This window comes from Sphingobium aromaticiconvertens (genome assembly GCF_037154075.1).
Lineage (GTDB): Bacteria > Pseudomonadota > Alphaproteobacteria > Sphingomonadales > Sphingomonadaceae > Sphingobium > Sphingobium aromaticiconvertens.
Genome location: NZ_JBANRJ010000001.1, coordinates 2,514,785 through 2,528,453, shown reverse-complemented (window position 1 = coordinate 2,528,453; position 13,669 = coordinate 2,514,785). Strand labels below are relative to the sequence as shown.

Sequence of the window (13,669 nt, the reverse complement as noted above, 5' to 3'; positions counted from 1 at the left end):
ATAGGTTCGATCGATCACGGCAGGTGCCACTGTAAATCCTACTGCCGGGAGAATATATATGCAGTGGGATGAGGATTTCGACGTGGTCTGCGTAGGATCGGGCCTGGGTGGACTGTCAGCGGCGTTGACCGCGGCGGCACACGGCGCACGCGCGATTGTGATCGAGAAGTTCGAATTGCTCGGCGGGGTTTCGGCTCTATCCTCGGGCCAGTTGTGGCTCGGCCCCCACCATCTCCAGGAACCCGATGGCATCGCCGACGACGATGCTGATGCTGATGCCTATCTCGCACATCTCTCGCAAGGCTTCGCCACACCCGATCGCCGCAAGACCTTCATCGAACGCGGCCGCGAGGCGCTGCGCTATTTCACCGACGTGATCGGGATCGAGATGACCGTCGTGAACGGCCTGCCCGACTATTATTACCCGGCCGTCGCAGGATCCAAGCCCGAAGGGCGCTATGTCGAGGTGCTGCCGTTCAAGGCCGAACGGCTCGGCGATCTCGCCGACAAGGTACTGACCTCGCCTTATGGCGACGGCTATAGTTACACCACTTAACGTAATCGCCACACTCGACCTCCGCTTTGTTGCGGTAGGATGTCATTGCCGCTTCGGCGCTCGGCCGGAGTCGAACGTGGAGGACGTTATGGGAGTTTTTGCAGCACTGGATGTGTCACAGGAGGAGACGGCGATTTGCCTGGTTGGGGCGGAAGGTGAGATTCTCGCGGAGGCGAAGGTGCCGACCTGCCCTGACGCGATAGCCGACTGGCTAGCGAAGCGCGCCGCGGATGTCGAACGGGTGGGAATGGAGACAGGTCCCCTTGCCGTCTGGCTCTGGAACGCGCTGACGAAGCGGCGTGTCCCGATCATTTGCCTGGATGCGCGTCACGCTAATGCGGTCCTCAAAATGATGCCAAATAAAACCGACAGACATGATGCTCGCGGCTTGGCTCAGATTGTCCGCACAGGTTGGTTCAAGGCTGCCCGGATAAAGAGTCATGAGGCCTATGTTAACCGGGCGATGCTGACAGCGCGCGATACGCTGGTTGGCATGCGTGTGAAGCTTGAAAATGAGATCAGAGGGTTGCTGAAAACGTTTGGCGTGATGTTCGGAAAACGGGTTGGGGGCTTCAAACGCCGTGCGACGGAGATCATCACAGGCGAGCTGGCAGTCGCACCGGAGCTCATACCTATCTTTGAAGCGTTGATGCACGCCCGGAGTGAAATTCTAGCCCGTATTGCCGCTCTCGATGGCAAAATCCGGGCGGTAGCCAAACAGCATGGTACGGTACGTCTTTTGATGACAGCGCCGGGAGTCGGACCGATCACCGCGATGGCGGTAACTGCAGCATTCGACGACGCCGAACGCTTCAACCGATCTTCCAGCGCGGGCGCTTATCTCGGTCTGACGCCAAGGCGCTACGAATCTGGCGAAATCAGCCGGAACGGGCGCATCTCGAAAAGCGGTGACAGGTTCGCTCGAAAATGCCTGTACGAAGCAGCAAATGCGATCTTGTCTCGAAAGCTTGGCGGCCCTCGCCTGCGTGAGTGGGCACAGGCGATCGCAGGCCGAACCGGGCCTCGCAAAGCGAAAGTCGCCCTGGCCAGGAAGCTGGCGGTAACATTGCACGCAATGTGGCGTACCAACACGACCTTCCGGGAGGCGGCCATGGCCTGATCCAAATCCGAAGCAATACGCTGAACTCAAGCGCGACAGAACGCGTCCCGCTGGGACGCTTAGCGAGGGTGAGATCGTTCCCGCGAGTGCGGCACGGACCGCGCACACCACTTAGATTCACCCTACTTTGAACGCTAACATGCGGCGTCCAGCGCGACGACCGCGGAGAGAACCCTGGAGCCCAGCGCGCGTGACGAACCGCAAAGAGGTCAGCTGTTGACAGTGGCGATTAGAGAACGTCCAATGAATGGGTGCAGATGCAGAAGGGCGGCGATCATGTCGGCACCTGTCTCGAACGTCACCTCGCCGCGGACGAGCGTTGCGCAGGCGCCGGCCTCGCTGCGGCACAGGTGCTCGCAGCCAGCGAACGCGGGGTCGAGATGCGCACGTCCACCGAGGTGATCGAACTCGTCATCGACGCTGGCGAGGTGATCGGCGTCATCGCGCGCGGCGCGTCGGGCACCCGCCGCATCCGCGCGCGCCTGGGCGTGGTGCTGGCGACCGGCGGTTACGACTGGAAGCCCGATTTCGTCCGCGCCTTCGATGCGCTGCCGGTTGCTGGCAGCATGGCGCCGCCCAGCGTCACCGGCGATCACATCGTGATGGCGGCGAAGGCTGGCGCGATCGCGATCCCGGCGCGCGCACCGTCGCAAACCCCGATCTTCATCGGCTACAAGGTGCCGGCCGAGACGATCTACGGACGGACGTCACATCGCATGTGGCTGCCGGGCGTGCCCCATTGCATCACCGTGAACGCAAGCGGCAATCGCTTCTGCAATGACAGCTTCTATCCAGACCTCGCGACCAAGGTCGCCCGTTTCGACGGGCAGGAACAGGGGCAGCCCAACTGGCCGGCCTGGATCGTCTTCGACCAGAATATGATCGATAAATACGGGTTCCAGCCCAGCTGGCCGGGCCAACCGCTGTCCGAGGGAATGGCGATTTCGGCCGACAGCCTAGAGCAACTGGCCGCGCTCACGGGCATCGAAGCGGATGGGCTTATGCGCACCGTGGCGCGCTTCAACGGCTTCTGCGAAGACGGCGTCGATCACGATTTCGCGCGCGGCACGGTGCCTTGGGGGCGGATCATGACGGGCGATCCGCGCCTGCCCAATCCCAACATGGCGCCGCTCGTGAAAGGGCCGTTCCACGCGGTAAAGCTGGAGCGGGTCACGATGGGCGTGCCGACCGCCGGGCTACCGATCGATACCGACGGCCGCGTCCTCGATGCGCGCGAACAGGCCATTCCCGGTCTCTACGCGGCGGGCAATTCGGCTGCTTGGCTGGATATCGGTGGCGGCTACAACAGCGGCATCGCGAACACACGGGGCATGCTCTACGGCCATCTGGCGGTGCTCCACATGATGGGCCAGCACGCCGCGCCCGATCTGGTCGCGGCCTAGGACAGCAGATGCGAGAGGCCCGCACCTTCTGCCGCATCTGTACCGGCCATTGCGGGCTAATCCTCTCGATCGACGATGCGGGCCGGCCGATTTCGGCGCGTGGCGATCGTGAGGATCCACACAGCATCGGCTATATTTGTTCCAAGGGAAACACCAGCATGCAGGCGCATACCGATGCCAGCCGCCTGCTCCATCCGCTCAAGCGCCAGACCGACGGCAGCTTCCGCGAAATCCCGCTTGATGACGCGCTCGACGAGATCGCCGCCAAACTGGTGGAGATCGTGGATCGCGACGGACCGGATGCGATCGCCGCCTATCGCGGCACCGGCGGCTTCTTCACGACCGCAGGCCTCGGCATCCTACCGGGATTTCTCGACGCATTCGGTTCGCACAAGCTTTACACCACCCTGACGATCGATCAGTCGGCCAAGCTCGTCTCCGCCTATCGGCTCGGCATCTGGCCGGCGGGCAAGCATGCCTTCCACACCGCGGACGTGGCGATGATGATCGGCGGCAACCCGCTCGTCTCGATGGCGCAGCTCGATACGCGCAACCCGGTCAAACGCATGGCGGCCGCCAAAGCGCGCGGACTCAAGCTCATCGTGATCGATCCGCGGCGGACCGAAACGGCGCGTCTGGCCGACCTCTTCCTCCAGCCACTGCCGGGGCATGACGCGGCAATCGCCGCAGCCATGATCCGCATCATCCTCGACGAAGGCCTGCACGACGCAGTCTTTTGCGGGAATCATGTCGCCGGGATCGACACGCTGCGCGTCGCGGTCGACTGCTTCACCCCGGACGCGGTCGCGGCGCGCGCCGATATCCCGGCTACGCAATTGACCGAGGCGGCGCGGCTCTTTGCCGGACCGGGCAAGCGCGGTGTCGCGGTCACCGGCACCGGTGTCGACATGGGGCCGCATTCCAACCTGGCCGAGCATCTCGTCGATTGCCTCAACATCCTGTGCGGACGCTTCGTCCGCGTGGGTGAGCGGATCGAGAATGGCGGTTTAGTGATGAACCCCGGACCCAAGCTGGCACAAGTGTTCAACCTGCCGCGCCCCTGGGAGGGTGGCCCGCGCAATCGCAACGGCGATTTCGGTCTGATCGGCGGCGAGATGGTCACCGGAAAGCTCGCCGAGGACATCCTCGCCCCCGGCCCGGGCGCGGTCCGCGCGCTGTTCAATCATGGCGGCAACCCCGCGCTCGCCGTGCCGGATCAGCGCAAGATGGTGGCGGCGCTGCGCACCCTCGATCTGCTCGTCAGCATCGAGCCGGTGATGTCAGCCACCGCGCGCCTGTCGCACTATATCCTGCCACCCAAGCTTCAGTTCGAACGGCCGGACCTGCCAATCTATCTGTTCGAGGCCGCGATCTTTCCGCGCCCCTTCACGCGTTACACCCCCGCAATTGTGGCGACGCCCGCCGGTTCCGACTTGATCGACGAATGGCGCGTCTTTTGGGAGGTCGCTCGTCGCGCAGGCCGGTCGATGGCGTTCATGGGCACTCCGCTCGACATGACGACCGCCCCGCAGGAAGACGATCTGATCGCGCTGACCCTGGCAGCTGCGCCGGTTTCGCTCGACGAGGTTAAGCGCCACCCGATGGGCTATTATCACGACGCGGTGCAGCACGCGCTCCCGGCCGATCCCGCTACTGCCGGCCGCTTCACGTTGCTCCCGGCCGATGTCGCTGACGAGGTTGCAGGCCTTGAGGTCGAACTCCGCGCCGCTCGGGATGACCGTTTCGCTTTCCGCCTCACCAGCCGCCGCGCCCGCCATCGAATGAACTCGATTGGCGGCACGCTGCCCGATCTCATCCGCATGATGCCGCGCAATCTCGCTTATATGAACCCGACAGATCTTTCGGCCCTCGCGCTCGTATCCGGCGACCAGATCGAGATTATCTCCGAACATGGCACGATCCAAATTCCCGTCGAAGTAGATGACAGCTTGCGGCGGGGCGTCGTCTCGGTATCGCACGGCTTCGGCGGTCTGCCCGGCGAGGCGGAGAGTAACGGCGCCTCGACCAATCTCCTTATCAGTACCGATACCGGGCTTCAGACGATTAACGCCATGCCGCGCATGACAGCGATCCCGGTCAACATTCGTCGCGTCCAGCCGGAAATGCCGCACGAACCAGAAAGAAGGACCGCATGACCGAAGACACGATTCTATCCCCCGGCGCAATTCACGACGATTTCGCGGCGGTCAGCGATATGTTCGGCGCGGATATCGAGGATCCGCACGCGCTCTACCGTGAATATCGCCAGAACCAGCCGGTGATGGAGGGCGATATCCTCGCCCGGTTCAACGTGCCCTCGCAGGCGGATTATTCAAATCTCGGCCGGCAGGTGTTCACCCTGTTCAAATATCAGGACGTGCTGGCGGTGCTGCGCGATTCCAAGACCTTTACGAGCACACTTCTCAACGAAGGACTCGGCCAGTTTCTCGGAGGCTTCCTGCTGACTGGCATGGATGATGTGACGCACAAGCTGACCCGCAACCTGCTCGCCCCCGCCTTCTCCCCCAAGGCAATCACGGCATGGAAGACGATGCTCGCGCCCGTCGCAAAGGATGCAATCACGGCCCTCGCGTCGCGCGGTCGCGCCGATCTGATCGGCGATCTGCTGCTGCCGCTGCCCGTCCGCATGATCTACGAGATCATCGGCTTTCCCAGGGACGAGGCGCGCACCCAAGAGTTCGCCGCGCGCGCGATGCGCATCCTGGTCGGTCCGCAGCGCGATCCGGAGAAGATGCGGATCAGCATGGAGTCGGCGTTCCGCGCGGCCCAGGAACTCTATGACGATACGCTCGAAATCGTCCGCCAGCGTCGCGCCGAAGGCTCGGTCGGCGACGATCTGATCGGTTATCTTCTACGCGCCAACGACAACGGCCGCACGCTCGACGATGCAAATGTGACTGAACTCATCCGTCAGTTCCTGCCCGCTGCGGCCGAAACCACGACGCGCTCGTTCGGGAGTATGCTGGTGGCACTGCTCCAACGCCCGGCGCTGCTCGAACGCGTCCGCGCCGACCGTGCGCTCGTGCCCAAGGTCGTGGCAGAGGGCATGCGCTGGGAGACCGCCTCCCAGTTCCTCGCGCGGCAGGCGGCCGTCGATGTCGAAATCCGGGGGGTGAAGATTCCGGCGGGCGCCGCGCTCTCGCTCGCCTCCGGTTCCGCCAATCGCGACGAGGAGGTGTTCGAAAACGCCGACGAATTCGACATAGACCGGCCGGCCAAGGTCAATCTGGGCTTCGGCGGCGGTGCGCATCTCTGCCTCGGCATGCAGATCGCCAAGTCGGAGATGGAGGCGATGCTGCATGGGCTGCTCGATCTGCCAAATCTGCGGCTCGATCCTGATGCACCTGCGCCGAAGATCGTGGGCGCGCAGCTGCGCGGGCCACGGGTACTGAACGTGGTCTGGGGTTAAAGGAACATCCGATGAGCAATTACCAAGGCAAGGTCGTGCTGGTGACGGCGGCCGGCGCAGGGATCGGCTCGGCCACGGCCGAGGGCTTCGCACGGCGAGGCGCGCGCGTCATGCTGTCCGACATCAATGCCGCTGCCGGCGAAGCCACCACCGAGCGGCTGCGCGAGGAAGGCTTCGACGTGCGCTTCCTGCGCGCGGATGCGACCGAAGAGGCGGACGTCGAGGCGCTGGTCCGTAAGACGGTGGAAACGTTCGGCGCGCTGCATGTCGCGGCCAATGTCGTGGGCGACGCGCACCGCGATGCGTCCGGGCCGGAATTCCACCAACAGAGCCTGGAATCCTGGGAACACACCCAGGCGGTCAGCCTGCGCAGCGTGTTCCTCTCGATGAAGCACGAGATCGCCTACATGATCGATCACGGCGGTGGCGCGATCTGCAACGTCACCTCACTCGCGGCCTTGCTCTATGTGGGCGCGTCCGGCGCCGCTTATGCCGCGGCGAAGGCGGGCGTGGTGCGGCTCACCAAGTTCGCGTCGGTCTCCTACGCCGATCGCGGCGTCCGCGTGAACTGCATCGCACCCGGCGTCACGCCGACCGAAGCCTATAATAAGGCCGGCGCCGAAATGGGCCAGATGGTGATCGATCACCTCCTGCCCTTCCAGCCGATCAAGCGCGTCATCGCCACCAGCGAACAGGCCGATGCCATCGCCTGGTTGTGTAGCGCCGACGCCGGCATGGTCACCGGCCATGTGCTGCCCGTGGATGGCGGCTGGACGGCGCGTTGAACGATATAATGGTCGGCGTCGAAAAAGACGCGGCCCCGGAGAGGATGAGCCATGACCTACAAGGTGATTAACTGGGCGACCGGGCATACGGGCAAGATGGTCGTTCGCGCTACGGCCGAACGGCCCGATTACGAGATCGTCGGCGCCTTCACCTACAATCCCGACAAAGCCGGGTGCGATGTCGGTGAGATCGCGGGAATCGAACCGATCGGCGTCGCCGCGACCAACGATCGCCAGGCGATCCTCGATAAGGCTGCCGATTGCGTGCTTTTCCTGGCGGGTGCCGAAAATGACGTGCCCGGCAGCATCGCGGACATCTGCGCGCTGCTCGCCTCGGGCAAGAGCGTGATCACCACCGCGGCGAACTTCATCTACCCCAAATCGCTTGGCGCGGATGTCGAGACCGCGATCGCGCAGGCGTGCATGGCCGGCGGATCTACCTTTCATGGGCTAGGCATCATGCCCGGCTTCCTCGCGGAATCGGTGCCGCTCTATCTTGCACGCCTCTCGCGCCGGATCGATCGGCTGGTCGCGTCGGAAACGTTGGCCTATGATAAATATCCGAGCGCCTACCAGATGTTCGATCTGATGGGCTTCGGCTATGCCCCGGATGATCCCACACCGGCTTTCGCGAATGTCGAACTCGTCGGCGAGACGTGGCGCCATTCGGGCATGCTGATGGCGGAAGTCCTCGGGCTGCCGATCGACCGGATCGAGAATTTCCGCCATGTCGTCGTGACGGATCAGGATTTGCATGTCGCGGCCGGCACGATCAAGGCGGGCACGGTCGGCGCGATGAATTTCGGCGTGCGTGTCATCTCCGAAGGCCGCGAACGCATCCGGCTCCAGCATTTTACCCGCATGGCGCCCGATCTCGCGCCCGAATGGCCGCAGGGTCACGGCTGGATCATCGATCTGGAGGGCGAACCCACGATCAGCACGCGGATCGAGATTGGTTCGCACAGCATCATGCCCACCGACGATGCGTGCATGGCGACGGCGATGCACGCCGTGCACGCTGTCCCCTATGTGATCGCCGCCAAACCGGGGATCATGCTGCTTACAGACGCACCGCCAATCGCAGGGACGGACGCGTTCCGCATGGGGTGAGTATCCTGACGAATTCGATGCCCCGGATTTCGCGCCTGCTCGGCACCATCCTGCCCAGATGCATGACGCCGGTCGTTTAAGGGGCGATCGCGCGACACCGCTGATAGGCAGGCCGCGCCGCGATCGCTTCCAGATAGCGCGCGATATTGGGATAGGGATCGACGTCGAGCGGCACGAACTGGCGCGCGGTCGTGAACGGAAAGGTCATCATGATATCTGCGGCGGTGAAACGCACGCCCGCGAAGAAAGGCACCTCACCCAACCGCGCATCGATGAACGCCATCAGCTGGGCGATGCGATTGCGGCAATAGACCCGTCCGGGGTTGTCGAACGCTACGCCGACCCGCTCCGACATGATCTCGCGCGTCAACTCGGTCATGAGCGTCGCTTCGGAAAAGTGAAACCAATAAAGATAATCCGCATAGTCCGCCGAACCTGGGCGGACGACGAGCGCGCCATCACCCTGGGTGGTCGCGAGATATTCGATGACCGCGCCGCTCTCGGCGATCACCTTGCCGTCGTCGTCGATCACCGGCGACGAGCCCAGCGGATGAAGTAGCTTATAGGCCGGTTCCGCTTCCCAGGTCGGCAGGCGGGCGAAATGCTCGATCCGGTAGGGGGCGTCGAGTTCCTCCATCAGCCACACCGCGCGGTCCGATCGCGAACGCTCGAGATGGTAGATCGTGATCATGGTCAGCGCGTCTGCGGTAGTACGACGTCTCGGGCAGAACCCGCGATCGCGGTCGGTTCATAGACCTGCATGCGCCGGCCCTCAATCGTGCCGAGCAGCGTGATCAGCGCCACATCCTCCGCTGGCCCAGCCGTCTGGATATGCTTTTCGAGCGCTGCGGCCGCAGCGGGCCACTCGTCGAACGCCCGCCCAAGATAGGCAGATACGTCGGTGATATCGCGGGCGACTGCCGCGCCGCCCATTACATCGACGCGGGCAAGCGCTTCGATCAACTGCACGGCCTGCTCCTTCTGCGCCTCGTCGATCGCGGCGGCCGGCGCGATCCGCGTGACCGTATCGGCAAGCTTGGCGATCAGCGCGACATTGTCGCCCGTACGCTCTGCAAGCGGCTCCAGCACGGGCAACGCGACGCCGGTCAGCGCCGAAAGCGCAAGCAGCATCGATTTCCTGAGCGACAAATCCCACTCGATATAGACCGAATGCGGATCGCCCGGCACGGGTTGGGCGACAGTGCCGGTGAACTGCATCGTGCCGAGCGTGGAGAATTGCAGGATGTGAAAGAGGATAACGTCGTGATCGACAGGTTCGCCGGTCGATGCCTCATAATTGAGGCAGAGTTCGGCTAGGGACGCGCCCAATGGCTCGATGCTGTTGCGCATCCCCATCGTCGCGATGTCCACGAACGGATCGCCGATCATTCCGAACTCAAAATCATAGAGTTTGGTCAATCTCCCGTCCTTGACCAGGAATTGACCGGAATCGAACTGGACGAAGCTTGCCTTGGTCCGGTGCTTGGGCACGTTGCGCCGCAGCCATCCGATCACGAATTCCAGCAACGGCTCAGGCCGGCGCTTGGTGCGCGCATATTGCGGCAGATAGGTGTTGAGCCCGATCAGCGCGATGTCCTCCGCCGTCTCGGGGGCATGTATCCCGATCGCAGCGAACGCATCCAGCGGCACCGCGTGCATGGCCGCTACCGCCGCCATATAGTCGCGCCCGATCGATCCCAGCGCCTCCTGCGGTAACCCGGAAAGATCGCGCGTGCCGGGGATCGACTCCATTACGATGCACGGAGGATCGGCGAGATAGCCATAGATTTTGGGTGCGGGCACGCCGTGGGCGGTGAGCACCTCGATGATATCGGATTCTCGCTTCAGGTCGGGGAAAATCGCAACGTCGCCCGCACGATCGCCGCGCAGGTGAAGCGCAATGATCTCGCCGTCCTTCTCGACATCCGCGAACCAGGCCGGACGCCAGCGTACCTGCCGCTCGATACGGACGATCTTGCCGCCAGTCACCGTCTCCACGAATGCGTGGATGCGCGCGACGGCCGCGTCGTCATAATCGGGAACTCCGGTCGTCGTCTCGGTCATTGATCGTCCTTGTTGGTGCGGGATTCAGCCGAAAGCGGCGGCGGAGGCGCGCGTATCCATATATTCGCGTCCCTCGACGATAAGGCCGTCGCGGATCACGAGGAGATTATGATATTGGTTGGCGTAGACCTTGCCGTCGGCGAACGTCATCTTGGCGTGGCATTCGACCGCGACGCGGTCGCCCTCCGCCGTCAGACCCGTGATCTCGGCCTCGCGTTTCTCGGCCGTCATAAGCCCGCTCGCGACCGCGCCGACGAAGGTCGCGCGATCCATATCACCGAAGCCCAGTATCCACCATTTCACATCCGGGTGCTGAAGCCCCTCGATGGTCGCGATGTCACCGTCTATTAGCGCTTTCATATAGCGGTGCGCCACCGCCTTGTTGGCCTCGGGATCGGACATGTCATTCGCCTCGCTTGCCGGAGAGCAGATCTATAATGCCTGCGCTATCGAAGCACCTAAGCGTTGGCGGCGGTTGCCACGAACCTGTCGGTCGATATGCTATTGTCAGGCAAGCGCGCCGAGCATGTCCCGCGAATACGCGAGCGTCGGTTCGCCGCGGCGCACTTTGTTGGGCCAGTCTGGATCGGCGATCAGCGCACGGCCTAGCGCGAGCATGTCGAATTCGCCGCGCCCCATACGCTCGGCCGCGTCGAAGAAATTATTCTCGACCGCCGCCCCACCCGTCTCAAACGAAGCAAATAAATTTTCGGACAGGCCGACGCCCCCCACCGCCATCGACAGTTTGCCACTCAGCGATTTCGCCCAGGCTGCCAGCGAGAGCGGCGATCCCTCGAACGCGGGCGCGCTGAAATAGAGTGTGCTGGCATCGAACGCATCGGCGCCGGCCTCAGCCAGCGCGCGCAGCAATATGCCCAGTTCGTCCGGCGTCTCCGCTATTTTGGCATTGAAATCTTGCTGCTTCCACTGGCCGAAGCGGAACAGTATCGGCATGTCCGGCCCAATCGCCTCGCGAATCGCCTTCACCACCTCGACGCCGAACAGCGCGCGCTTCGCCATGTCGCCACCATAACGATCGACACGCTGGTTAGTCTGTGGCCAGAAGAAGCTGTCGATCAGATAGCCACTCGCACCGTGGATCGCGATCCCGTCAAAGCCTGCCGCCTTGGCGTTGGTCGCGCTCTTCGCGAAACCGTGAACGGCATCCGCAATCTCCTCCTCGGTCATCGGCCGGGTGGGTTGGATCACCCGCGGGATATAGTCGCGCGATACGGTCGAGAAGCCGCCATCCGGCCCCCACAGGCCGGAAGGGCGCAGCGAAGGGGCATCGGGATAGGGACCGGTGCCCTCGATACGAAACACGCCCTGATGCCACAACTGCGGGAAAATTTTTCCACCCGCCGCATGTACGCCGTCCACCACCGCGCGCCACCCGGCCAATTGTGCTTCGCCGTGGAGCAACGGAATGCGCGATGATGTCCCGCTACCGTCGCCGATCGCGGCGGATTGATCAATGCCGACCCCCTCCGTCACGATCAGCCCCGTGCCGCCTGCGGCACGCCTGCGATAATAATCAGCCACCACCGCATCGGGCACATTTTCTGGTGAGAAGCTGCGCGTCATTGGCGCCATCGCCAGACGGTTCTTGAAGGTCACATTGCCGAGCGTGATCGGCTCAAACAAAGGGTGAAGTTCGGGAACCATATTCATCGCCACCATCCAGTCATGTATGTTGTATGGGAATGTGCTCGATCACCCGCTCGCCGGGCTGGAGATCAAGCCGGACTGAGCGGCCCGTCGCGCCGCCAGCGTCGCCAATGCCGCCGCCACGAGGAACAACGTAATCTGGACCTGGAACGCGATGCCATATCCTCCGGATCGCGCATAGAGCGCCCCGGCGAATGGCGGCATACCGACGGTGAAGGGCAGGTTCATCAGGCTCCACAGCCCTAGCGCGCTGCCCAGCGCGGCCGTCCCGAACCGCTGCGACATCGCCGTTCCCAGCGTCGACATCATCCCGCCGGCGTTGATGCCGATCAGTGCCGCCAGCAGCAGCCGCAGCGGAAAGGCCATCGGAACGAGCAGCACGCACCACAACACCGCCTGGATCGCCGCATTGAGCGCTAGCGCGCGGCCGCCACCGATCTTGTCCGCCAACATGCCATAGAGCAGCGAACCTGCTACTCCTGAAGCGCCCAGCACCGAAATCAGCAGCGCTGCGAGCGCGGGCGCGGTTCCCTCTCCTATCGCCATCGGCATGATGTGTGTCGCGAGCGTTGCACCCCCGCCTCCCAGGATCGCCGCCGCCAGGCCGAGCAGCCAGTAATCCCCGGTACGGATCAGTGCGCCCGCGCCGATCGGCTTGGCAGCCGCATCGAATGTTGCTTCCGGCGCCTCGCCATGCGGCTTCAGCCCGATCCGCTCGGGATGGTCGATCACCCAGAAAAGGCCTGGAATCAGCAGCACCGACGTGCCGGCAAGAACCAGATAGACGCCGGACAACCCCAGCCACGGCAGCAGCGCGGCCGTGACCGGCGGCACCAGAGCCACCGCGATCGGCATATTGACGATCCCGATCGCCTTGCCCCGCCCCAGCACGAACCAGTTCGCGACGAGTGACGTCGGCACGGCAATCCCCAGCATCGCGATACCGGGACCGACGAGCAGCGCATAGGCGAGCAGCAGCGCCACGATGTTCGTCGCGAGCGCCGCCGCGAGATAACCCGATCCGCAGAGCAAAGCGCCTGTCATCATCAGCGCACGGAGCCCGAATTTGCGCATCAGCACGCCCAGAAACGGCGCAATCGCGCCGATCGTGAGGATTACGAGCGCAGCACCCGCCGTACTCAGCCCCCGCTCGACCTCCATCTTGCGCTCAATATCCACGACCAGCGTGCCGAACGATCCGAACATCAGCCCCGTGCCGATGTTCTGCGACAGCGCGGAAAGCAGGATCATCCGTCGTCCCAGGCGTAGCACGGTGCCCGGCGACAGCGGCGCCGCATCGATACCCGCCGCCAGCACCGGCTCTGCAACCACGTTCAACGGATGTGCCATCGGGCGGGTGCGCGCAGGCGCGATACGCAGTGGGCGATGCCTGTGCGGCAGAACGACTTGGGCTCGCGCATCCTCAATCTCCATGTGCCGCATTGTCGAACTTGCGGTCGCACTGCGTAGAGGAACTGCACGGCCGTCGAGCGGACCTGCCCGAAGGCAGGCGAGCTTCATCCGATTGAATCA

The 13,669-nt window shown here is 63.6% G+C and carries 12 protein-coding genes; 7 read left to right on the top strand and 5 right to left on the bottom strand.

Translation table 11 applies throughout. The features are described from left to right. Window positions 1-58 precede the first annotated feature (58 nt). The 7 genes from WFR25_RS12110 to WFR25_RS12080 all read left to right on the top strand — a co-directional run bounded on the left by WFR25_RS12110 (window position 59) and on the right by WFR25_RS12080 (window position 8,404). A complete protein-coding gene (locus WFR25_RS12110) occupies window positions 59-556 on the top strand; it encodes an FAD-dependent oxidoreductase (RefSeq protein WP_336971189.1) in 498 nt (165 codons plus the stop codon). An 88-nt stretch (window positions 557-644) separates the two neighbouring features. Continuing rightward, entirely contained in the window at window positions 645-1,676 is a 1,032-nt protein-coding gene (locus WFR25_RS12105; protein WP_006952422.1) for an IS110 family RNA-guided transposase, read from the top strand. A gap of 257 nt (window positions 1,677-1,933) precedes the next feature. After that, window positions 1,934-3,079 carry an FAD-dependent oxidoreductase gene (locus tag WFR25_RS12100; RefSeq protein ID WP_336971187.1) on the top strand — a complete coding sequence of 382 codons (1,146 nt, stop codon included), beginning with the start codon at window positions 1,934-1,936 and terminating at the stop codon, window positions 3,077-3,079. 8 nt (window positions 3,080-3,087) lie between these two features. Next, window positions 3,088-5,235 (top strand): molybdopterin-containing oxidoreductase family protein, encoded by a 2,148-nt coding sequence (locus tag WFR25_RS12095; protein ID WP_336971186.1) that lies wholly within the window; start codon window positions 3,088-3,090, stop codon window positions 5,233-5,235. Next, entirely contained in the window at window positions 5,232-6,509 is a 1,278-nt protein-coding gene (locus tag WFR25_RS12090; protein ID WP_336971185.1) for a cytochrome P450, read from the top strand. Before WFR25_RS12095 ends, WFR25_RS12090 begins: the two co-directional genes overlap by 4 nt. Before the next feature lie 11 nt (window positions 6,510-6,520). Next, complete coding sequence (locus WFR25_RS12085) at window positions 6,521-7,294, top strand: SDR family NAD(P)-dependent oxidoreductase (protein ID WP_336971184.1); 774 nt, start codon at window positions 6,521-6,523, stop codon at window positions 7,292-7,294. Between the two features lie 51 nt (window positions 7,295-7,345). Next, window positions 7,346-8,404 (top strand): NAD(P)H-dependent amine dehydrogenase family protein, encoded by a 1,059-nt coding sequence (locus WFR25_RS12080; RefSeq protein WP_336971183.1) that lies wholly within the window; start codon window positions 7,346-7,348, stop codon window positions 8,402-8,404. A 76-nt stretch (window positions 8,405-8,480) separates the two neighbouring features. On the opposite strand, the gene WFR25_RS12075 is transcribed toward WFR25_RS12080, so the two are convergent. From WFR25_RS12075 to WFR25_RS12055, 5 genes are all read right to left on the bottom strand, one after another. After that, window positions 8,481-9,095: a glutathione S-transferase family protein gene (locus WFR25_RS12075; RefSeq protein WP_336971182.1), complete on the bottom strand. Its 615-nt coding sequence runs from the start codon at window positions 9,093-9,095 to the stop codon at window positions 8,481-8,483. Window positions 9,096-9,097: 2 nt separating this feature from the next. Beyond that, on the bottom strand, window positions 9,098-10,468 hold the full coding sequence (locus tag WFR25_RS12070) for a phosphotransferase (protein WP_336971180.1): 1,371 nt from the start codon (window positions 10,466-10,468) through the stop codon (window positions 9,098-9,100). Window positions 10,469-10,492: 24 nt separating this feature from the next. Continuing rightward, window positions 10,493-10,870: a nuclear transport factor 2 family protein gene (locus WFR25_RS12065; RefSeq protein ID WP_336971178.1), complete on the bottom strand. Its 378-nt coding sequence runs from the start codon at window positions 10,868-10,870 to the stop codon at window positions 10,493-10,495. Between the two features lie 105 nt (window positions 10,871-10,975). Next, window positions 10,976-12,139 (bottom strand): NADH:flavin oxidoreductase, encoded by a 1,164-nt coding sequence (locus WFR25_RS12060; protein ID WP_336971176.1) that lies wholly within the window; start codon window positions 12,137-12,139, stop codon window positions 10,976-10,978. A gap of 42 nt (window positions 12,140-12,181) precedes the next feature. Continuing rightward, entirely contained in the window at window positions 12,182-13,486 is a 1,305-nt protein-coding gene (locus tag WFR25_RS12055; RefSeq protein ID WP_336971174.1) for an MFS transporter, read from the bottom strand. Between the last annotated feature and the right edge of the window lie 183 nt (window positions 13,487-13,669).

Bases quoted from the DNA above. Each gene is read 5' to 3' on its own strand.
- WFR25_RS12110 (WP_336971189.1), top strand. From the start codon at position 59: ATGCAGTGGGATGAGGATTTCGACGTGGTCTGCGTAGGATCGGGCCTG.
- WFR25_RS12105 (WP_006952422.1), top strand. From the start codon at position 645: ATGGGAGTTTTTGCAGCACTGGATGTGTCACAGGAGGAGACGGCGATT.
- WFR25_RS12100 (WP_336971187.1), top strand. From the start codon at position 1,934: ATGCAGAAGGGCGGCGATCATGTCGGCACCTGTCTCGAACGTCACCTC.
- WFR25_RS12095 (WP_336971186.1), top strand. From the start codon at position 3,088: ATGCGAGAGGCCCGCACCTTCTGCCGCATCTGTACCGGCCATTGCGGG.
- WFR25_RS12090 (WP_336971185.1), top strand. From the start codon at position 5,232: ATGACCGAAGACACGATTCTATCCCCCGGCGCAATTCACGACGATTTC.
- WFR25_RS12085 (WP_336971184.1), top strand. From the start codon at position 6,521: ATGAGCAATTACCAAGGCAAGGTCGTGCTGGTGACGGCGGCCGGCGCA.
- WFR25_RS12080 (WP_336971183.1), top strand. From the start codon at position 7,346: ATGACCTACAAGGTGATTAACTGGGCGACCGGGCATACGGGCAAGATG.
- WFR25_RS12075 (WP_336971182.1), bottom strand. From the start codon at position 9,095: ATGATCACGATCTACCATCTCGAGCGTTCGCGATCGGACCGCGCGGTG.
- WFR25_RS12070 (WP_336971180.1), bottom strand. From the start codon at position 10,468: ATGACCGAGACGACGACCGGAGTTCCCGATTATGACGACGCGGCCGTC.
- WFR25_RS12065 (WP_336971178.1), bottom strand. From the start codon at position 10,870: ATGTCCGATCCCGAGGCCAACAAGGCGGTGGCGCACCGCTATATGAAA.
- WFR25_RS12060 (WP_336971176.1), bottom strand. From the start codon at position 12,139: ATGAATATGGTTCCCGAACTTCACCCTTTGTTTGAGCCGATCACGCTC.
- WFR25_RS12055 (WP_336971174.1), bottom strand. From the start codon at position 13,486: ATGGCACATCCGTTGAACGTGGTTGCAGAGCCGGTGCTGGCGGCGGGT.